Source organism: Pseudofrankia inefficax (assembly GCF_000166135.1).
Classification (GTDB): domain Bacteria; phylum Actinomycetota; class Actinomycetes; order Frankiales; family Frankiaceae; genus Pseudofrankia; species Pseudofrankia inefficax.
Map to the genome: position 1 here is coordinate 5,375,159 of NC_014666.1, position 19,421 is coordinate 5,394,579.

General features: G+C 69.7%; 18 protein-coding genes. 2 read left to right on the plus strand and 16 right to left on the minus strand.

Going from position 1 to position 19,421, the window contains the following annotated elements; all coding sequences use genetic code 11:
- Window positions 1-12: 12 nt before the first annotated feature.
- The 11 genes from FRAEUI1C_RS41195 to FRAEUI1C_RS21850 all read right to left on the minus strand — a co-directional run bounded on the left by FRAEUI1C_RS41195 (window position 13) and on the right by FRAEUI1C_RS21850 (window position 10,995).
- Entirely contained in the window at window positions 13-438 is a 426-nt protein-coding gene (locus tag FRAEUI1C_RS41195) for an NAD-binding protein (protein WP_083819616.1), read from the minus strand.
- A 53-nt stretch (window positions 439-491) separates the two neighbouring features.
- On the minus strand, window positions 492-1,271 hold the full coding sequence (locus tag FRAEUI1C_RS21805) for an SDR family oxidoreductase (protein ID WP_013425508.1): 780 nt from the start codon (window positions 1,269-1,271) through the stop codon (window positions 492-494).
- A gap of 451 nt (window positions 1,272-1,722) precedes the next feature.
- On the minus strand, window positions 1,723-2,115 hold the full coding sequence (locus FRAEUI1C_RS21810; protein WP_157735004.1) for a LiaF domain-containing protein: 393 nt from the start codon (window positions 2,113-2,115) through the stop codon (window positions 1,723-1,725).
- A gap of 118 nt (window positions 2,116-2,233) precedes the next feature.
- Window positions 2,234-2,947, minus strand: coding sequence for a 3'(2'),5'-bisphosphate nucleotidase CysQ (locus tag FRAEUI1C_RS21815; protein WP_013425509.1), 714 nt, complete (start codon window positions 2,945-2,947; stop codon window positions 2,234-2,236).
- Between the two features lie 5 nt (window positions 2,948-2,952).
- Window positions 2,953-4,881 (minus strand): sulfate adenylyltransferase subunit CysN, encoded by a 1,929-nt coding sequence (gene cysN, locus FRAEUI1C_RS21820; RefSeq protein ID WP_013425510.1) that lies wholly within the window; start codon window positions 4,879-4,881, stop codon window positions 2,953-2,955.
- The gene (gene cysD / locus FRAEUI1C_RS21825) at window positions 4,881-5,819 is read right to left on the minus strand and encodes a sulfate adenylyltransferase subunit CysD (protein ID WP_013425511.1); all 939 of its coding nucleotides are present in this window, start codon (window positions 5,817-5,819) and stop codon (window positions 4,881-4,883) included. The genes cysN and cysD overlap by 1 nt, the downstream gene beginning before the upstream one ends.
- Window positions 5,820-5,860: 41 nt before the next feature.
- Entirely contained in the window at window positions 5,861-6,895 is a 1,035-nt protein-coding gene (locus tag FRAEUI1C_RS21830; protein ID WP_013425512.1) for a zinc-dependent alcohol dehydrogenase, read from the minus strand.
- Window positions 6,892-7,698: a sugar phosphate isomerase/epimerase family protein gene (locus tag FRAEUI1C_RS21835; RefSeq protein WP_013425513.1), complete on the minus strand. Its 807-nt coding sequence runs from the start codon at window positions 7,696-7,698 to the stop codon at window positions 6,892-6,894. Before FRAEUI1C_RS21835 ends, FRAEUI1C_RS21830 begins: the two co-directional genes overlap by 4 nt.
- Window positions 7,698-8,930 carry an MBL fold metallo-hydrolase gene (locus FRAEUI1C_RS21840; RefSeq protein ID WP_013425514.1) on the minus strand — a complete coding sequence of 411 codons (1,233 nt, stop codon included), beginning with the start codon at window positions 8,928-8,930 and terminating at the stop codon, window positions 7,698-7,700. The genes FRAEUI1C_RS21835 and FRAEUI1C_RS21840 overlap by 1 nt, the downstream gene beginning before the upstream one ends.
- On the minus strand, window positions 8,927-10,198 hold the full coding sequence (locus tag FRAEUI1C_RS21845; RefSeq protein WP_013425515.1) for a sulfotransferase family protein: 1,272 nt from the start codon (window positions 10,196-10,198) through the stop codon (window positions 8,927-8,929). Before FRAEUI1C_RS21845 ends, FRAEUI1C_RS21840 begins: the two co-directional genes overlap by 4 nt.
- Window positions 10,189-10,995, minus strand: a complete 807-nt coding sequence (locus FRAEUI1C_RS21850; protein ID WP_013425516.1) for an SDR family NAD(P)-dependent oxidoreductase — start codon at window positions 10,993-10,995, stop codon at window positions 10,189-10,191. The genes FRAEUI1C_RS21845 and FRAEUI1C_RS21850 overlap by 10 nt, the downstream gene beginning before the upstream one ends.
- Window positions 10,996-11,080: 85 nt before the next feature.
- Here FRAEUI1C_RS21850 and FRAEUI1C_RS21855 point away from each other — a divergent pair, with 85 nt between their 5' ends.
- Complete coding sequence (locus FRAEUI1C_RS21855; RefSeq protein ID WP_013425517.1) at window positions 11,081-12,013, plus strand: IclR family transcriptional regulator; 933 nt, start codon at window positions 11,081-11,083, stop codon at window positions 12,011-12,013.
- Between the two features lie 58 nt (window positions 12,014-12,071).
- Here the strand turns inward: FRAEUI1C_RS21855 and FRAEUI1C_RS21860 are convergent, their stop codons facing one another.
- A complete protein-coding gene (locus tag FRAEUI1C_RS21860; protein ID WP_232425074.1) occupies window positions 12,072-13,805 on the minus strand; it encodes a TolB family protein in 1,734 nt (577 codons plus the stop codon).
- On the opposite strand from FRAEUI1C_RS21860, the gene FRAEUI1C_RS41200 reads away from it, so the two are divergent.
- Complete coding sequence (locus tag FRAEUI1C_RS41200; protein WP_232425075.1) at window positions 13,795-14,157, plus strand: hypothetical protein; 363 nt, start codon at window positions 13,795-13,797, stop codon at window positions 14,155-14,157. The two genes, FRAEUI1C_RS21860 and FRAEUI1C_RS41200, sit on opposite strands and share 11 nt — an antisense overlap.
- A gap of 39 nt (window positions 14,158-14,196) precedes the next feature.
- On the opposite strand, the gene FRAEUI1C_RS21865 is transcribed toward FRAEUI1C_RS41200, so the two are convergent.
- From FRAEUI1C_RS21865 to FRAEUI1C_RS21880, 4 genes are all read right to left on the minus strand, one after another.
- A complete protein-coding gene (locus FRAEUI1C_RS21865; protein WP_049806971.1) occupies window positions 14,197-16,050 on the minus strand; it encodes a hypothetical protein in 1,854 nt (617 codons plus the stop codon).
- Window positions 16,051-16,263: 213 nt separating this feature from the next.
- Window positions 16,264-17,442 (minus strand): HAMP domain-containing sensor histidine kinase, encoded by a 1,179-nt coding sequence (locus FRAEUI1C_RS21870; RefSeq protein ID WP_013425520.1) that lies wholly within the window; start codon window positions 17,440-17,442, stop codon window positions 16,264-16,266.
- Window positions 17,439-18,095: a response regulator transcription factor gene (locus tag FRAEUI1C_RS21875; RefSeq protein WP_013425521.1), complete on the minus strand. Its 657-nt coding sequence runs from the start codon at window positions 18,093-18,095 to the stop codon at window positions 17,439-17,441. The genes FRAEUI1C_RS21870 and FRAEUI1C_RS21875 overlap by 4 nt, the downstream gene beginning before the upstream one ends.
- Window positions 18,096-18,438: 343 nt before the next feature.
- Entirely contained in the window at window positions 18,439-19,419 is a 981-nt protein-coding gene (locus FRAEUI1C_RS21880) for an aldo/keto reductase (RefSeq protein ID WP_013425522.1), read from the minus strand.
- Window positions 19,420-19,421 lie beyond the last annotated feature (2 nt).

The window sequence follows — 19,421 nt, forward strand, 5'->3', positions numbered from 1 at the left end:
CGCCGGGCCTTCTTACTCGGAGCCGGCGCGCAGCAGGGCGAGGGTCTGGTGAGCCAGCGCGACGAGGGCCGCGGGTTCGGTAGCCCCGGCTGCCTGGGCGACGTCGAGCATGATGCCCACGTCCTTGCGCAGCAGCGGCTCGGCTCCGCGAAGCCCGGTCGTGTCGAACCCGGACCGCGCCAGGGTGGCCGCGGCGAAGCTGCCGCCGCTCCCATGGCCCTGCACGCGCGCGGCCGCGGCCCGGTCCAGCCCGAGCCGGTCGACGAAGGCGAACAGGTCCAGGGCGATGCCGACGTGGGTCGTGAACAGGAAGTTGTTCAGCGCCTTCGCGACCTGGCCACTACGGTGCCTCCTTGAAGGAAGAGGAAACAGGCAGCCGCGCCCGCTCGCGGGTGACCGCCCAGCGGGCGGCGACAGTCCGGGAGCGGCCTTTGCTATCGGTGTGGCGTGCTATCGGTGTGGCACCTGGTATCGGCGTCGCGACCGGGCGTTCAGGCGTAGTCGGTCGCGATCCGGTCCAGATAGGCGTCGATGTCTGCGGCGCGCTCGCGCAGCTCGTCGGCGGCCTCGGGCGCGGTGAGGACGAGGAACTGGCCCGCCTCGACGGCGTCGGCGACCAGCTCGCCGACCGAGGCCGCGTCGACGACCGGGAACGCCGGCCCTCGCGGTGGCTTGGGCTCGCCGTAGAACCTGACCTGTTCGATGATGTTCGTCGCGACGCCGGCCGGGCACAGGCAGGTCACGCCGATGCCCTGCGGCCGCAGGTAGACAGCCAGTGACTCCGACAGGCCGACGACCGCGTGCTTGGTCGCCGTGTAGGGCAGCCGGTCGTAGCCGTACGGCAGCAGGCCCGCGGTCGACGCCGTGTTGACGATGTGGCCGGACCCCTGGGCGAGCAGCGTGGGCAGGAACACCAGGTTGCTGCGCACGATGCCGAGCAGGTTGACGTCGATGACGCGCTGCCAGGCCTCCAGCGGGATGTCCTCCACGGCACCTACGGCGAGGATGCCGACGGTGTTCATCACCAGGTCGATCCGCCCGAACCGGTCGAGGGCGAGTGCGCGGGCGGCCTCCAGCTCGGCGACCTCGGTGACGTCGCAGCGGAGCGCCACGGCCTGATCGCCGATCTCGGCGGCCACCGCGGCGGCGCGGTCAGCGTCGATGTCGCTGGCCACGACCCGGGCGCCGCGCCGGGCGTAGGAAAGCGCCGCGGCCCGCCCGATACCGCTGCCAGCGCCGGTGACGACCGCGACCGAACCGTCGAGTTTCACGGGCTCCCTCACTTCGTTGACAGGGCCGCCATGCAACCACCTCGACCCGCGACAGTCAACCGCCTTAGGGTCCAGTCATACGCCTTAACCGTGGCCGACGTCGGCCGCGTGGGGAGGCGCTGAAAAGAACCCGCCTCGGTGCCCGGACGCGGAGGAAAGGTGTCGGTGAGCCGCTCGCCCGAACCGAGGCCCAGAGCGGGCCGGCCGGCGGCCGGAATCACGGCCTTGATCGCGGTTTTGGCCCTGGGATGGTCGTCGCGCGGGCATTTCCGCGACCACCCCAGGGCCCAAACGGCAATCATGACCGGTGCGGCGACCCGCGATCCAGGGACTGGACGCCGCGCGACGACTTCTCGATCACTGGAAGGCCCGGATCAGGCTCCAGTCATACCTCGCGACCGACCACTGACGAGATCCACCACCATCGGTCCGGATCCAGGTCCGGCTGCTGTCAGGCGCGCTTGCGGAAAGAGCGCTTGGGCCCGCGGACCTCGACCGAGCCCAGCACCACGCGGCCCTTGATCGTGAGGGTGTGAACAACGTCGGAGGCCGTCGCGAGGGCGGCGTCCGGACCGGGCTTGCGGTGGTCCTGGTAGCTGCCGAGGGTGGTGGCCAGCTCCGCGGTGACGAGCATGTCCTCCGGCACGCGGATCTCCACCGACCCTCCGACCATGTCGATGTCGAGGAGGGTGTTCGCGCCGGCCAGGACGGCCTCGGTGAGGTCCAGCTCGGCGGAGCCCATCCGCTGGCGCAGGACGACATGCTCCGGCACCGGCCAGGCCCCGTTGCGCTTGATCGAACCGAGCGTGTGGCTCAGGTTGAGGGCCTCGGACACTCGGCTCACTACCCCTTCCGGCTGTACTGGGCGATCTCCACGGCGACGAGTCAAGATACCCCCGACACCAGCCCACGTTGAGACCACGCCCTACCGGCCTCGACCGGCTCGAACGACGTCTACCTGGCTACAGGTCACGCAGCGCGTTCAGGGTCGTCTCGGCGAGTTCGGGGCGGCAGATGAGCAGGTCGGGCAGGTAGGGGTTGGGTTGGTTGTAGCGCAGGGGTGAGCCGTCGAGCCGGGAGACGTGCAGTCCGGCGGCCGCCGCGACGGCGACGGGTGCGCAGGAGTCCCATTCGTACTGGCCGCCAGAATGGGCGTAGATGTCGACCTGTCCGCGGACGACGGCCATCGCCTTGGCGCCGGCTGAGCCCATGGGCACCAGGGTGGCGTTCAGCTGGGTGACGAGATGGTCGACGCAGGCCGGCGGGCGTGTGCGCGACACGGCGAGGCGGACCGGGCCGGTCGACGGCGGGGCGAGGGCCGGTGGTCGGCCGGTGTGCAGGACGAGGCCGGCCGCGGGTAGCGCGACGGCGCCGGCGGTGGGCTCCGCGTTGACCGCGAGCGCCACATGGACGGCCCAGTCCTCGCGTGGCGGCTCGCCGTACTCGCGGGTGCCGTCGAGAGGATCGATGATCCACACCCTGTCCCGGTCGACGCGGGCGGGATCGTCGGCGCTCTCCTCCGACAGGATCGCGTCGTCGGGCCGCGCGCGGGACAGCCGCTCAAGGAGCAGCTCGTTCGACCCGCGGTCGCCGGCGGCGCCGCCTTCTGCCCGGATGGCAAGCAGGAGCTCGCCCGCCTCGGCGGCCAGCGTCGCCGCGAGGATGTGGTCGTCCATGCCCGTCACGCTCCGTCCTGCCAGGTGAGGATCCCGGCGTCACGCAGGTAGGTGACGACCTGTTCGGCGCCTTGTTCGGCGGGGATGGTGCCGGAGGCGTCGAGGTGGATTTCGGGGTTGTGGGGGGCTTCGTAGGGGGAGTCGATGCCGGTGAAGTTGGCTAGTTCGCCGCGGCGGGCTTTGGCGTAGAGGCCTTTGCGGTCGCGGGCTTCGGCGACGTGTAGGGGGGTGTCGACGTGGACTTCGATGAATTCGCCGTTGTCGAGGAGGTCGCGGGCGAGTTGGCGTTCGGCGCGGAAGGGGGAGATGAAGCTGGTGAGGACGATGAGGCCGGCGTCGGCCATCAGTTTGGCGACTTCGGCGATGCGGCGGATGTTCTCGACGCGGTCGGCTTCGGTGAAGCCCAAATCTTTGTTGAGGCCGTGGCGGACGTTGTCGCCGTCGAGGAGGTAGGTGTGGAAGCCCTCGTCGTGCAGCTTCTTCTCGACCAAATTGGCGATGGTGGATTTCCCGGCGCCGGACAGTCCGGTGAACCAGATGACCGCGGGGCGTTGGCCCTTGGTGGCGGCGCGGGCGGTTTTGTTGACTTCGACGGCCTGCCAGTGGATGTTGTGCGACCGGCGGAGCGCGAAGTGTAGGAGGCCGGCGGCGACGGTGGCGTGGGTGTATTTGTCGATGAGGATGAAGCCGCCGGTGTCGCGGTTGACGGTGTAGGGGTCGAACGGGACGGGCCGGTCGAGGGTGAGGTTCGCGACGCCGATCTCGTTGAGTTCCAGGGTCTTCGCCGCGGTCTGTTCCAGCGTGTTGACGTTGACCTTGTATTTGGGTGGGGCGAGGGTCGCGTTGACGGTGCGGGTGCCGAGTTTGAGCAGGTAGGGCCGGCCCGGGAGCATCGGCTCGCCGCCCATCCAGACCAAATGGCATGCGAACTGGTCGGCGACCTCGGCCGGGGCGTCGGCGGCGGCGAGGATGTCGCCGCGGGAGACGTCGATCTCGTCGGCCAGCGTGAGGGTGACCGACTGGCCGGCGTAGGCGGCTTCCAGGTCGCCGTCCGCGGTGACGATCCGGGTGACGACGGACTCCTGGCCCGACGGCAGCGCTCGGATCTTCTGCCCGGGGCGGATCATCCCGCCGGCGACCTGGCCGCAGAAGCCGCGGAAGTCCAGGTTCGGCCGGTTGACCCACTGGACCGGTAGCCGGAACGGCCCGTCGCCCGCGGTGTCGGCGATCTGGACGGATTCCAGGTAGCCGACCAACGTGGGTCCGGTGTACCACGGCGTACTCGTGGACAGTTCGGTGATGTTGTCGCCGCGCAGCGCCGACAGCGGGATGGCGCGGATGGCGTCACCTTCGAGGCCGATCTGGGCGGCGAACGTCCGGTAGTCGGCCTCGATCTCGTCGAAGGTCTGCTGGGAGTAGTCGACGAGGTCGAGCTTGTTGATCGCGAGCACGACGTGGCGGATCCCGAGCAGCGAGACGAGGTAGCTGTGGCGCCGGGTCTGGGTCAGGACGCCCTTGCGGGCGTCGATCAGGATGACGGCGAGATCGGCGGTGGAGGCGCCGGTGACCATGTTGCGGGTGTACTGCTCATGGCCGGGGGTGTCGGCGACGATGAACTTGCGTTTCTCGGTGGAGAAGAACCGGTAGGCCACATCGATCGTGATGCCCTGCTCCCGCTCGGCCGCGAGGCCGTCGACGAGCAGCGCGAAGTCGAGTTCGCCGCCCTGGGTGCCGACCTTCTTCGAGTCCGACTCCAACGCGGCCAACTGGTCGGAGAACACCAGCTTCGCGTCGTACAACAACCGGCCGATCAGCGTCGACTTGCCGTCATCCACGCTGCCGCAGGTGATGAACCGCAGCATCGACTTGTCCTCATGCCGGCGCAGATACGCCTCGACGTCCGTCGCGAGCAGCTCATCCGTCGCATGCGCCATCAGAAGTATCCCTCGTGCTTCTTCTTCTCCATCGACCCCGACGAGTCGTGGTCGATGACCCGGCCCTGGCGCTCCGACGACGTCGTCAACAACATCTCCTGGACGATCTCCAGCAGGGTCGACGCCTCGGACTCGACCGCCCCGGTCAACGGGTAGCAGCCGAGCGTCCTAAACCGGATCGAGCGCTGCTCGGGGATCTCCCCCGCCGCCAGCGGCATCCGCTCGTCATCGACCATGATCAGCGTGCCGTCGCGTTCCACGACCGGCCGCGGCGCCGCGAAGTACAACGGGACGATCGGGATGTTCTCCCGGTGGATGTAGAGCCAGATATCCAGCTCGGTCCAGTTCGACAACGGGAACACCCGAATCGACTGCCCCGGCGCCTTACGCGCGTTGTACAACCGCCACAGCTCCGGACGCTGGTCCTTCGGATCCCACCGATGCGCCGCCGACCGGATCGAGAACACCCGCTCCTTCGCCCGCGACTTCTCCTCATCCCGACGCGCCCCACCGAACGCCACATCAAACCCGTACTTGTCCAACGCCTGCTTCAGGCCCTCGGTCTTCCAGATGTCGGTGTGCATCGCCGACCCGTGATCGAACGGATTGATCCCCCGCTGCACCGCATCCGGATTCTGATGCACCAACAGATCCAGGCCCAGGTTCGCGACATGCTGGTCCCGGAAGGCGTACATCGCCTGGAACTTCCACGTCGTGTCCACATGCAGCAACGGGAACGGCGGCTTCGACGGAAAGAACGCCTTCATCGCGAGATGCAGCATCACCGCGCTGTCCTTACCGACCGAATACAACATCACCGGCCGCTCAGACTCGGCGACAGCCTCCCGAAAGATCTGAATGCTCTCCGCCTCCAGACGCCGCAAATGCGACAGATGAGGCGTGCCCGGGACGACGGGACTCGACGTGGCAGTGGACATCAGCCGTTCCTCTCCTGTCCTCGTCTGTGATGGCCGGCTGGTCAGCTCAGCCGCAACGCGACCCGCACGGAGTCGCGGCCGGGGGTGGACCGGGTCAGGAGCGCGAAGGCCTCCTCGAACCGCTCCAGCGGGAACGAGTCCCCGAGCAGCTCGGCGGTCGGGACCTTGCCCTCGTTGATGAGCGCGACGGCACCGGCGGCGTCCAGGCCGGCGCCGGGATGCAGCGTGATGCGCCGGGTCGGGATCCAGTCGCTGTGGAAGCCCTCCAGCGGGCGGTCCTTCATGCCGGCGATGACGACGTGGCCGCCCTTGTGGACGAGGTCCATGGCCAGGTTGACCGTCACCGGGTTGCCCGCGGCGGCGTCGATGACGACGCCGGCCATCGCTCCACCGGTGATCTCCCGGACCCGTTCGACCGGATCCTCCGCGTCGACGTCGATGACGTGGTCGGCACCGATGCGCAGCGCGCAGTCGAGCCGGAACCGGTCCTTGGCGGTTCCGGTGACGATGACGGTGGAGGCGCCGGCGGCCTTCGCCGCGACGATCGTGGCCATGCCCATGTGCCCGGGGCCTTCGATGACCACGACGTCGCCGTCGGCGACCGGCTTGACCCAGGTGACGGCGCAGCTCAGCGGCTCGAAGACGGTGAGCTGGTCGGCGGGGAGGTCGTCGCGCAGCTTGTAGACCATCGAGCCCGGCACCAGCTCCAGGTGTTCGGCGAAGCCGCCATAGAGGCCGGAGCCCTCGTCTACGGAGAAGTCGTGGCCGTAGATGCGATGCCCGGCCGGAGTGAAGGCGATGTCCCAGACCGCGACCCGGTCACCCTCGGCGACGCCCCACTTGTCCGCAGCCTCGGGGGTGATCCTCTCGATGCGGCCGACGATCTCGTGGCCGGGAATCGAGGGGAACGCGCCGCCCCACGAGGTGTGCACGTGGCCGCGGAAGTGGTCGATGTCGCTGTGGCACAACCCGGTGGCCTCGACGCGCAGGACCGCGCCCCCAGGTTGGGGGTCTGGCACGGGCAGGTCGCGCAGCTCCCAGGTCTCGTCGCCGTTGAACACGATCGCGCGGCTCATGGCAGTTCCTTTTCCAGGAGGGCGTTCGCCCGGTCGACGGCGCGGCGGGTGGCGGGTTCGAGGCCCTCGGCCTCGACCGCCGGGCCGACGAGTTCGAGTTCGAAGGGGCCGGTGTAGCCGGTGTCGAGGACGGCGCGCAGGAAGGTGTCGACGGGCATGTCGCCGTCGCCCGGGACGACGCGGGTTCCGGCGGGGAGTGTTCCTCGCTCGTGGGCGAGGACATCGCACAGCTGCGCGACGGCGAGGCGGTCGCCGACGTGGCGCACGGCGGCGGCGAGGTCGGGTTCGCGCCAGCAGTTCCCGAGGTCGACGATGAGGTCGAGGCCGGTCCGGTCGGCGACCTCGACGGCGTCGCGCAGCGTGTGGACGAACGACCGGTCGGTGCGCTGGGTGGGCTCGATCGCCACCCGGACACCACGCGTCGCCGCGTGGGCCAGGCAGGGAGCGACCGCGTCCGCCAGGGCCTGGGTGAGCTCGTCGAACGAACGGCCTGGCGCGGTGCCGGGGGTGAGATAGACGCAGCCGCCGACGACCGCCGCGAGGTCGATGGACTGGCGGATCTCGTCGCGGGTCGCGTCCCACGTCGCGGGGGCGGCCAGCTCGAACTGGTTCGTGATCACAGTGGTGAGCCGCAGCGACCGGGCCGTCAGCGCGCTGACGGCCTGCTCGCGCCCGTAGGCCGCGAGCTTGTTGTCGAGCACGCCGACGTGGCTCAGGTCGAGGGAGTCCCACAGGACGAGCTCGTCGGCGAACGGCCAGGGGTAGGTGCACATCTCGCTGACGGACAGCCGGGGGTGTGCCATCACAGCTTCTCCTGGGTGTCGCGGATCTCGGCTTCGAGCCAGCGGACCTCGCTGAAGTTCTCCCGGCCGCCACGGGCCAGCAGGAGTTCGTGGGCGTCGAGCTTCACGCGCAGGGCGTTCGGGTCGTCGGGCGCCTGGGACAGGACGATCTCGGCGAAGTGCAGTGCTTCCAGTGGTCGTCCGGCCGCGAGGTGTGCTTCGGCGCGGGCGAGCAGCGGGGCGGTTCCCCCGGCGAGGTCGATGAGCTCGTCCCAGATCGCCGAGGGCGGCACGTGGTAGAGCTCGGTGGTCGACTCGTAGCGGAACCAGCCGGTGTGCTCCTCCCAGATCGCCCGCACGATCCAGGGAACCTTGCCGTGGCCCTGGGGGATGTTCAGCTCGGGCGGCAGGGTGACCTGGCCCATCAGGGTCCACAGGTCGACGCCGGCGTTCATGCCCTCGATCGTCTGGTCGCGCAGCGACGCGGTCGCGTCCCGCAGCTGGGTGAGCCGCCGGCGGATCTCCTCGGCGCCGCGGATCGGCTCGCCGTGCCCGGTGATCAGCACCTCGGGGGCGAGCGCGAGGACCCGGTCGACGGTGTGGAGGTAGGAGATGGCGCTGCGGATCTTGTCGCCCCGGACCGTGTACAGGTTCGGGACGTGGCCGAACAGCGGCCCGAACAGGTTGCCGGTGAACAGGATGCGCTCGTCGGGGAGCCAGACGACCAGCGAGTCGGTCGTCTCCCCGCCCGGCGTCGAGTACAGCTCGAAGCGGCGGCCACCGAGGGTGAAGGCGTGGCTGTCGAGGAACGTCGTCGTGACGACGGGCTCGGGTGGCTGGTAGGAGCGGTCGACGTTCGTGATGTCCCTGCTCCACAGCTTCCCGGTGCGCCGGGCGTAGAACGGCTGCAGGTTGTGGAAGTACTCGCGGACGTCGGCGTGGTTCGCGTGCGCGATGGTCTCGATGCCCGGGGCGGTCAGCTGGGACCAGCCGCCGACGTGGTCCGGATGGCCCTGCGTGAAGACGATGGCGCGGACCGGATGGTCGCTGACCTCGGCGAACCGGCTCCTGATCTGGTCGGCCTCGAAGTACATCCCGGTGTTGATCAGCAGGTCGCCGTCCGGGGTGGTGACGAGGTAGCTGTTGGAGATGCCCCTCGACGCGTAGATGCCGTCTCCGAGCGGTACGGCCGGTTGCTCGCCTTCACCCTCCTTGACGATCAGGGCGTTGAGTGGCTGCTGCTGTGCACTCACCGGGCGCGCTCCTTTGCCACCTCGGGGCTGAGCTGGACGGTGTCGGTGTAGAAGGCGAACCGCTCGCGCAGCTCGCCCGCGTCGAGGCCGAAGTCGCCCGCCAGGTCGTAGACGACCCGACCGCGCTTCCCCCGGGGGTGGGCGGCCAGGTAGTGCTCGATGTCCGTGCGGGTCTCGTCGGTGACCGGGAGGCCGGCTCGTTCCAGTACGCCGGCGGCGGCCTGGACGTCGTTGCCGACGATCTCGTCGAACCGCAGCTCGACGAGCTGCCCGGCGGGGACCAGGTCGCGGTCGCGCAGGTAGCCGCGCAGCATCCGTTCGAGCCGGTCCACCCAGTAGGCGACGTGCGCGTCGACGTCGAAGCGCTTCTGGCTCGCCTTCAGCGCGAGGCCGCGCATCGTCAGCAGGGACCGGATCGTGGCGACCGGGTCACGGTGGATCATCACCACGGTCGCGTCCGGGTAGGTCGCCAGCAGCGGGCCGAGCTGCTCACTGTGCTGGTTGGACTTCAGCATCCACCGCTGGTCACTGGGGAACTGCCAGGCGACTGCCCGCAGGACGTCCTTCATGTAGCGGTAGTGCGGGGTCTGGTCGTGGCTGAGGTAGTGGTCGCGGAAGTGCGGGACGTTCGCCATCCACTCCCACTGGTAGCTGGCGAAGTCGGGCACCTGCAGCTCGTTCTCGCCGCAGGCGTGGTCGGGCGAGTGCTCGTGCATCGCCGCGAAGATCTCGTTGCTGGCGAGCCGCTGCCAGCGGGCGTCCGACCGGGACCAGCGCGGGTCGACCCCGTCCGGCCCCGGCAGCTCGCCGAGCTTCGGGGCCGGTTGGGCGGCCAGGTAGACCGGGAGGTGGCGCAGCCGGCGATCGGCGGCCAGCAGGTTCTCCAGATGGGTGCTGCCCGAGCGAGGCAGCGCGATGACGTTGATCGGCCGTTCGATGGGCGCGTCGAGACAGGCGGGGTTGTCCTTCCAGTAGCGCTGGATGAGCAGCCGGTTCGCCGCGGCCGAGACGCAGTGCTCGACGAAGGCCGCCTTGTGCGTCCGCCAGACGTTGTCGTCGGCCTCGACCTCGGCGAGCAGCAGGCCGAGCCGCTTGGTGAACTCCAGCGAGCCGAAGTCATCGAGGCCGGTCCGGCGGGTGGCGCCTTCGAGGACCGCGTCGATGCTCATGTCCAACAGCCGGCGCTCGTCGGCCTCCAGCGCGGCCCGCTCCGCGGGGGTGCGGGTGTCCTCGCGCATTCCCTCGACGCGTAGCACCTTTACGGCCATGGCGGCAGCTCCGTGATGTCGGTCTTGCCCGCGTTCGCCAACCAGCCGCCGTCGACGACGACCAGGTCGCCGGTGTGGTAGCGCGACTCGTCGCTCATGAAGTAGACGCCGATGCCCTCGAAGTCGTCGGCGTTGCCGGCCCGTCCGGACGGGTTGTAGCGGCGGTTGCGCTCGAACAGCGGGCTGTCGACCGCGATGCGCACGGTCTCGCTCACCGTGTAACCGGGACAGACGACGTTGCAACGGATGCCGTACCGGCCGGCCTCCACCGCGATGCCCCGCGACATGGCCGCCATCGCGCCCTTGGAGGCGTTGTAGTGCTGCATGCCGGGACTGCCGGTGAGTGCGGACAGGCTGGCGCAGAACAGCAACGACCCGCCCGGGTCGCCCGCGTCGTAGCGACGTTTCATATGGCGGGCACCCTCACGCATGGCGAAGAACGCGCCGTGCTGGTTGACGGCGAGCAGGCCGTGCCAGGCCTCGCTCGTCAGCTCCACGAAGCTGCGCTCACGGCGCATCAGCCCGGCGTTGGCGATGACCCCGTCGACCCGCCCCAGTTCCTCGACGACCTCGTTCATCGCCTCGACGACGCGGGTCTCGTCCGAGACGTCGACCTCCTGCGCCAGGACCCGGTGACCGAGACCGGCGAGGTCCTTGGCCGCCTCCGCGTTCTTCTCGGCTCGCCGGCCCCAGACGACGACGTCCGCGCCCGCCCGGGCGGCCCCCCGCGCGAAGGCGAGACCGATCCCGGCGTTCCCACCACTGACCACGACCACCCGGCCCGTTAAGTCGAACATGGGACATTGCTATAGCAAAATTTGTATTGCAGTCAAGCGGAGAGGCTGGCCAGGGGTCGCCCGAAGGTCGGCTACCGTTGGCTGCATGGCTCGGCCCGCGCCCGCATCCGCCCGCGCGACGGACATCGTGTCGTTCCTGACGGCGCACCCGTCGCGGGGCTTCACGATCAGCGAGCTCGTCACGCACCTCGGCATGAACATCGCCTCGGCGCACGCGACGCTGGCCGTGCTGTGCGACAGCGGGTTCGTGGTGCGCGACCCGGTCCACCGCACCTACGTCCTCGGCCCCGCGCTGGCGGTCACCGGGTTCGCGACGTTGGAGCAGCACCCCGCGATCGGCGCCGCGGTCGAGCAGGCCGAGGTGCTCGGCGACGAGCTCGGGACGGAGATCAGCGTGATGGCCGCCGCCGGCCGGGACGTCATCTTCCTCGCCCGACGCGGCCCGGTGGCACGGGCGCAGGTCCTCGGCTACCCGGGAGACCGGACGCCGATGCTGGCGCCGATCGGCGCGGTGTTCCTGGCCTGGGCCGAGGACGAGGCGGTCAGCGGCTGGCTGGAGCGGGCCACGCTGACGCCGGCCCTCCGTGAGCTCTACCGGCGCGTTCTCGGGGAGATCCGCGACCGCGGCTACAGCGTGCCCCTGGCGTCGATCGCCGCACCCGCCGTGATCGACGCCATCGCGAAACTGCGTGACGAGCCCACCGACGCCGACGCCGAGCATCGCCTCGCCGAGGTGCTCGCGAAGACCGACGAGATGCTGCTGTCCTTCGAGAGCCTCACCGGCAGCGACAAGATCGTCGTGAAGACGGTCGCCGCGCCGGTCTTCGACCCGATGGGCCGGGTGCTGCTGTCGCTGAGCATCACCGGGCCGGACCACGCGATCGCGGTCGAGGACGTCATCGAGCTCGGCCGACGGCTCGTCCAGTCCGCGACCATCGCCACCCGCCAGGCGCGGGGCAGGATCCCAGGCCGGGACCTGCCGCCGACCGGAACGACGAGTGCCGGCCGGCGGCGCTGATCCTCGCGCGATTCGCCGTTGGCGGATGCGCCCGCGTGGGCGCCTTACCGCCTAAGGGTCACGTGCTGTTCTGTGGCTGGTGGTAGGCGTGGCCGTTGATGGTGGTGGTCATCGTTCCGGTGGCTTGGAAGTCGTTGGTCAGTAGGTCGATGGTGAGGTGGAAGCCGTCGGGGCTGGTTTTCTTGGTGCTTGGGGTGATGCCGGTCTGGGTGAGGTCGGAGTACCAGTCGAGTTTGGAGACGGTGAGGCTCGGGGCGGCGGCGGTGACTTTCTCGGTGCCGTTGAGGGTGCGCAGGCCGTCGTCGGAGTAGTTGGTGTAGCGGACGGCGATGGTGTCGATCGCGGTCTTCGCCGCGTTCTCGGTGATCGTGACGGCCGCTGTTCCGGTCTTGGCTCCGGCGAGTGTGTAGGAGCCGGTGGGTGGGAAGGGGCGGGTCGGGATCGGGCTGCCGGGGACGTAGGGGGTGCCCCAGGGGACGGTGTCGGAGATCGGGGCGACGGTGGGTGCCGGTGCTGGTTTGCGGCTGGTGAACGTGGCGATCATCAGGCGGGCGGTCCGGCCGCCGGGTTCGGTGGAGGTCTCGCATGTCAGCGGGTTCGCGCCGCCGCAGGCGGGTGGGGTCGCGAGTGCCTGCCAGTAGACGACGGCGGTGCCGTCCGGTGACCAGCGGGGGTCGGCCTCCCCGTTCCAGTTCGGGTCGTTGATCGCGCCGGGGCTGCCGTCGCCGGCGGCGTTGATCTGCTGGCCCTGGTAGGTGCCGCGGTCGCCGTAGCGGTCGATCAGGATGGGCTGGAAGAAGCGTCGCGTCCCGTTGTTGCGCACCGAGGAGACCGCGCCGGGGGTGACCAGGTCGGTGATCGGGGGGATGCCCCGCATGCCGGCGAGGAACTCCTGGCGGTCGGAGCCGCGGGTGTCCATGGCGACGGTCCAGTCGCCGTCGGGCGAGAGGTCGATCGGGTCGGTGTATTCGGGGTTGCTGGTGAGCCGGCGGACTTTGCCGGTGGTCAGGTCGGCGGCGAAGACATCGATGTTGGACGACTCGTCCGGGTAGCCGATGTAGGTGACCTCCTTGCCGTCCTTGCTGAAGCCACGCAGCTCACCCACCGAGATCGCGTTGCGGTTGATCGTCAGCTGGCCGGGGTGGGCCGGATCGACGTACACGGTCTGCTTGTCGGTCGCGGTGTCGAACAGCCGGGTGACCGACGTGAGGTCGTAGCGGGCAGCCAGCGGGGTGCCGGTGGTGGGGTTCGGGTTGAACGTCAGCCGGCCGAGGTAGCCGAACTGCCCGATCGCGCCGCCTGAGAACGTGAAGCTGTTGAAGCCGAGATGGACGTTGTCCGGGTTCAGCCGCAGCTCACGGATACTCCCGCCCTTGCCGGACCCGTCGGCCGTGTTGTTGAACCGGACCGGATAGACATGGACCCGGCCCGGGGCGCAGCCGGTATCGGCGAGCTTGAACGACCCACAGTCGATGACGTTCGTGCCGGCCAGGATCCGCTTGCCGTCGTTGAACGGCTGCGGATAGTCCAGGGCCTCGTTGCGCCCGGCCTGATTCGCGGCCGGGACACCACAGGTCACACACTTCCACGCGTCGCCGCCAGGGAAGGTCGTGCCGTCGGTCCGCACAATGATGATCTGCGGGCCCGCGTAGACACTCGCCGGGTCGGGAGCCGCCGGCGCCCCAGCGAAACTGACCATCGCGGAGACCGCGTGCCCGTCCGGCAGATAGCCACCCGACTGCAGACCGACCGACTGGCCGATACAACCCGTCCCGTGCGGGTTGACCGCCACCGTACAGCCACCCGACGCGGCATTGGTCGTCACCGGAGGCAATGGCAACTCACTGACCGAGATCGGCTCCGGCTTCGGCGCCGGCGGATTACTCACCACCTCGGGAAGCGCGTTGATCCCGGAGGGCGCCGCTCCCGTGGTGCCGGCCGAGCCGGACGACGAGCACGCCGCCACCGCGACCATCAGCGCCATCACCAAGCCCAGCACCGACCAACGCGCCCGCGTGGCCGACGCAGGCGGCCGGCGGCGCCCGCCCGGAACCTTCCGACAAGAGGCGCGCGGAAATCGCGATGCGCCACGAGAAATCGTCAAGCGTAAAGGCACCTTTTCCTCTTTCGTTGAGCAGCCCTGAGGTGCGAGGCGGTTCAGCCGGGACGCCGACGGGTGACCGTCAGAAGGATCCGGGCTGGTGGTAGGTGTGGCCGTCGAGCGTCGTCGTCATGGTTCCGACGGGGTCGTAGGTGCCGGAGATGACGGCGCGCGGCGAGATGGTGTATCCGCCCGGCTCGCTGGTCTTCTTCGTTCCGGTGTGTCTCCCGGTGAGGGCCAGGTTCTCGTGGAACGTGATGTCGCTGGCCGACGTCCCCTTGTTCTGGACGCTCTCCGTGCCATTGATGACGTCGAGGCCGTCGTCGTTGAAGTTGGCGTAGGTGACGGAGATCGACAGCACGCCGGTCTTCGTGCTGTTCTCGGCGACCGTGACGGCCGCGGTGCCGGCGGTCCTCCCGCGCAGGGTGTAGGTGCCGGCGGGGAGGTGCGGCAGGACCGGCGTCGGGTCACCGGCGCGGTACGGCGTTCCCCAGGCGACGGTGTCCGGGAGCGGCCTGACCGCGGGGGTCGGCCGCGGTGTGCGGCTGGTCAGCTTGGCGAGCATGAGTCGAGAGGTGCGGCCGCCGGGTTCGCTGGAGGGCGGGCAGGTGGTGGGGTCGCCGACGGCCGGGCCGCAGTCGGCCGCGGCCGGGTAGGTCTGCCAGTAGACGATCTCGGTGGCGCCCGGGGAGAAGTACGAGTCGGCCATCGAGGCCCACAGCGGGTCGTCGGCGGTGCTGCCGGGCCCGGTCGCGAGCGTGGTGCAGGGGCCGGTGGCGCAGGTGTTGAGCTGCTGGCCGTGGTAGTCGCCGCGGTCGCCGTAGCGGTCGTACAGGTAGGGCTCGAAGAGCCGGCGCTGGTGGATGTTGTAGCCGGCGGATTCGGCGGCGCCGGTCGGCAGCGCGTCGGTGATCGGCGGGACGCCCGGCAGCGCGGCGAAGAAGGAGAACCGGTCGTGGTAACGGACGTCCATGGCGACGGTCCACTGGCTGTCCGGTGAGCTCGTGACCGGGTCGCTGTAGGCGGGGTCGGCGTCCAGGCGCCGGGTGGTCCCGGTGGCGAGGCTGGTCGCGACGTGGTCGAGGTTGTCGGACTGGACATCGGCGATACCGAGCGCCTCGGCGCCATCGCCGGTCCAGCCCTTGAACTCGCCGAGGACGTGGTTCTGCTGGTAGGTCAGCCGGGTCGGGGTTGCCGGGTCGACGCGCAGGAAGGTGCCAAACGGCTCGTCGGCGCTGAAAAGCCCGGTGATCTCCGTGAGGTCGTAACGCGGCACCCTCGGCTCGCCGGTGGCCGGCTTCGGGTCGAACGTGAGCCGGCCGTAGTAGGCGAGTTCGCTGAAGGTGTCGTCAGCGGTGGCGGGAAAGAGAATCCGGTTCCAACCGACGTGCACGTTGTCCGGGTTCAGCTTGATGCCGTAGATCAGCCCACCGGCGCCGGAGCCGTCCGCGGTCGTGTTCCACCGGATCGGGTAGATGTGGATGGCCGCGCCGGTGCAGCGCGCATCGGTGAACGTGTACTGCCCACAGTCGACGATGTTGTTGCCGGCGAGGATTCGCGAGCCGTCGCTGAAAGGCTGAGCCGCGCCGAGACTGGTCGAGGCGCCGGCCTTGTTGGCGGCCGGGATGCCGCAGGTGAGGCATTGCCACGCGGCGCCGCCCGGGAACGTCGTCCCGTCCGTTCTGATCATCGCGAGCTGGGAGCCGCTGTACACGCTGGCCGGGTCCGGTGCCGCCGGCGCGCCGGCGTAGGTCAGGGTCGCCAGGACCGTGCGGTCGTCGAGGAAGCCGCCCGCCGACACCGCCGAGATACAGCCGGTGCCCCGCGGATTGACCGCGGTCGTGCACGCCCCCGGGCTGGCCGAGGGCGCTGTCGGCGGTACGGGCAGTTCTGCCAGGTCGATCGGCTCGGCCTTCGGCGGCGCCGGAATACTCACGGCGGCGCCATTGGGGTGGCCGGACCGGCCCGAAGACCCGGAACTGCTGCAGGCCCCCGCTAACAGCACCGCCGCCGCACCGACGACGAGCCAGCGGATACCTCGACGGCCACGAGCCACGCCTACCTCCTGATGCCCAGCAGGAACCCGGATCGAATCCGGCGAGAACCTACCGAGCAGGGCGTAAGCGCAGCGTTAGCTCACAGCGCGGCGTCAGCTCACGGCGAGCGGCAACTCCACCCGGGCGGCCACCTGGCCCGGTTGCCGGCTCCACGCGATCGTGCCGCCGTGCGCCCGCAGAACCGCCTCCACGATGGACAACCCGACCCCGGCGGGACCGGGAACCGCCGCGGTCTCGTCGGGAAGCGCGGTGCCATCGGGACGATCGGCGACCGAGTTAGCGACGGAGAGTGACGCAGTGCGACCATCGTTGCCCGGGGCGACGGTCACGTTGACCCAGCCGTCCGGCCGGTTGTGCCGCGCGCTGTTGTCCAGCAGGTTGCGCGCCAGGCTCTCCAGCAACGCCCGGTCGCAGGCGACCTCGGCGGTCCGCAGGTCGACGTCGACCCGGATTCGGGAGAAGGACGGCGTCTCGATGACCCGGCCCAGGACGTTCCCGACGAGCTCGTCGAGCGCGAACGTGGTCCGCTCCAGGTCGCCCAGGTCGGTCCGGGAGAGCACAAGCAACTGGGCGACCAGCCGCTGCCCGCGGTCCACCGCCTCCGCGACGGTCCGCAGCCGTTGCCGCACGTCGGGGTCGGCCGTGTCGTCGAGCAGCATCGCCAGTTCGGCGGTCGACGTGGCCAACGGGGTGCGCAGCTCGTGCGCGACCTGCCCGGCGAACCGGCGCTGGGCATCGAACGCCGTCGACAGCCGGTCGAGCATCGCGTCGAACGTGTCCGCGAGTTCCTTCACCTCGTCCTGCGGGCCGTCGATCGCCACCCGGTCACCGAGATCGGACGCCGACGCCGAGCGGGCCCGGTCGGTCATTCGGCGGATGGGCCGCAGAATGCTCCCCGACAACACCCAGGCGGTGGCCACCGCGCCCACCAGCACCACGAGCAGCCCGATGAACGACCAGCGCCGCGCATTCGCGAGAGCGTGATCGAGACGGCGCTGTTGTACCTCACGCGCGACCTCGTCGACGGTCTTGCCGTTCGACAGCCGCATGTCGTCGAACTTCGTCGTGAGCAGTTCCTGCGGATGGGCCTCGATGTAGCTGACGACCGTCTGCTGCCGGACCCCCATCTCAGCCAGCAGCGCGGTATGAAAGGAGTACACCGACGGGTACGGCACGTTGCGGAACGCAAAGGCGTTGACCACCGACGTGAAAGACCCGGCGACAATCAGGCTCAAAGCGATCATCAGCGCGATGCGGGTGCGGATCTTCATGTCAGGCGGTACCCCACCGCCGGGGCGGTCGCGATCACCGGCGGATCCGCTAGCTTGCGCCGCAGCGTCAGGATCGTGACCCGCACCGCGTTGCTGAACGGATCCAGCCGTTCGTCCCACACCCGTTCCATCAGCTGCTCCGCGCTCAGGAACGCCCCCTCGGCCAGCATCAATGCCTCCAGCACCGCGAACTCGCGGTTCGTCAGCCGTAGGTCACGACCACCGCGCCGGGCGGTCCGACGGCCAGCGTCGAGACAGATATCCCGCCATTCCAGCACGGGCACCGTGGCATGCGGGCTACGCCGACCGAGCGCCCGGAGCCGGGCCACAAGCTCACGCATGTCGAACGGCTTCGGGAGATAGTCGTCGGCGCCGAGCATCAGCCCCTCGACCCGTTCCGAGACGTCGTCCGAGGCCGTCAGCATCAGGATCCGCGTCGCTGTGCGCTCAGCCACGATCTTCTCGCACACCACGTCGCCGTGCACCCCCGGAAGCTGGCGGTCGAGGACGACGATGTCGTATTCGACGACACCTATCTTTTCCAGCGCTTCCTCGCCGCCGTACGCCACGTCGACGGCAAATCTCTCGCGACGTAAGCCACGGACCACAGCGTCGGCAAGCGGCGCGTCATCCTCCACGACGAGCACCCGCATAACGCGACTCCCACCTTCCTGGACGCCGAACAGAAACGGCCTGCCGGTGCCGGCGGTGGAAATGTTCACCGAGACCGGTTTCCGGCGGCCGGAGCGCCGCTGCGCCTCAGGCCAGCACGACTCCATGGTCATGGTCGCCAGCCAGCTCGCGACACCTCACGCGCCTCCGACACGCTCCTCGGCGGCAACCTAACGTAACCGGCCGGCTGAGGCCGTCGAGGTGGGCGTCGACGGAGCCGAGGCCGAGGCCCGTGGTGACGACCGAGAGGTGGCTGCCTCCCGCGGCACGCCAGGCGTCGGCCTACCACCGGTTCGGTGAACGGGACGACCAGACGTGATGCCGTCAGCGGTCGACGGTGGACATGTTCGCCTCGTCGTGGCGGTCGCCTGCGGCTGGCGTGAGGGTGTCCAACCGTTCGAGCTGCTCGGCGGTGAGCTCGAGGTGGTCGGCGGCGGTGTTCTCCTCGACCCGGGCCACGCGCTTGGTCCCGGGGATCGGGGCGATGTCGTCGCCCTGCGCCAGCAGCCAGGCCAGCGCGATCTGCGCCGGCGTGGCGCCCGCTTGGGTCGCGATGGCCTGGACCTCGTCGACGATGCGCAGGTTGCGCTGGAAGTTCGCCCCGGTGAACCGCGGGTTGGTCTTGCGCCAGTCGTCGGCGGCGAAGTCGTCGACGGTCCGGATCGCGCCGGTCAGGAAGCCATGGCCGAGCGGCGAGTAGGGCACGAAACCGATGCCCAGCGTGCGCAGCAACGGGAGCAGCTCCGCCTCGGGATCGCGGGTCCACAGCGAGTACTCGGTCTGGAGCGCGGCGATCGGGTGCACGGCGTGGGCGCGGCGGATCGTCGCGGGGCCGGCCTCGGACAGGCCGATGTGACGGACCTTGCCCTCGGTGACCAGCTCGGCCAGGGCACCGACGGTCTCCTCGATCGGCGTGTTCGGGTCGACCCTGTGCTGGTAGTAGAGGTCGATGTGGTCGGTGCCGAGCCGTTTCAGGGAGCCTTCGACCGCGGTGCGCACGTTCGCGGCACTGCTGTCGATGACCCCGGGCCCGCCACCGGCATGCGACACGAGGCCGAACTTCGTCGCCACCACCACCTGGTCACGACGGCCCTTGATCGCCTGCCCGACGACCTGTTCGCTGTGGAACGGGCCGTAGATCTCGGCGGTGTCGAGGTGCGTCACGCCAAGGTCCAGTGCCCGGTGGATCGCGCGGATCGACTCGGCGTCATCGACTCCCCCGCCGGTGGTGTAGACACCGGCCATCGTCATCGCGCCCAGACCGATCCGGGAAACGTCCAACGTGCCCAGCGATGCGTTCTTCATCA

Excerpts from the sequence above, each read along its gene's own strand:
- FRAEUI1C_RS21815 (WP_013425509.1), bottom strand. The coding sequence starts at position 2,947 with ATGGACGACCACATCCTCGCGGCGACGCTGGCCGCCGAGGCGGGCGAG.
- FRAEUI1C_RS21875 (WP_013425521.1), bottom strand. The coding sequence starts at position 18,095 with ATGCGGGTGCTCGTCGTGGAGGATGACGCGCCGCTTGCCGACGCTGTG.
- FRAEUI1C_RS21830 (WP_013425512.1), bottom strand. The coding sequence starts at position 6,895 with ATGAGCCGCGCGATCGTGTTCAACGGCGACGAGACCTGGGAGCTGCGC.
- FRAEUI1C_RS21845 (WP_013425515.1), bottom strand. The coding sequence starts at position 10,198 with ATGGCCGTAAAGGTGCTACGCGTCGAGGGAATGCGCGAGGACACCCGC.
- FRAEUI1C_RS21870 (WP_013425520.1), bottom strand. The coding sequence starts at position 17,442 with ATGAAGATCCGCACCCGCATCGCGCTGATGATCGCTTTGAGCCTGATT.
- cysD (WP_013425511.1), bottom strand. The coding sequence starts at position 5,819 with ATGTCCACTGCCACGTCGAGTCCCGTCGTCCCGGGCACGCCTCATCTG.
- FRAEUI1C_RS21835 (WP_013425513.1), bottom strand. The coding sequence starts at position 7,698 with ATGGCACACCCCCGGCTGTCCGTCAGCGAGATGTGCACCTACCCCTGG.
- FRAEUI1C_RS21850 (WP_013425516.1), bottom strand. The coding sequence starts at position 10,995 with ATGTTCGACTTAACGGGCCGGGTGGTCGTGGTCAGTGGTGGGAACGCC.
- cysN (WP_013425510.1), bottom strand. The coding sequence starts at position 4,881 with ATGGCGCATGCGACGGATGAGCTGCTCGCGACGGACGTCGAGGCGTAT.
- FRAEUI1C_RS21855 (WP_013425517.1), top strand. The coding sequence starts at position 11,081 with ATGGCTCGGCCCGCGCCCGCATCCGCCCGCGCGACGGACATCGTGTCG.
- FRAEUI1C_RS21880 (WP_013425522.1), bottom strand. The coding sequence starts at position 19,419 with ATGAAGAACGCATCGCTGGGCACGTTGGACGTTTCCCGGATCGGTCTG.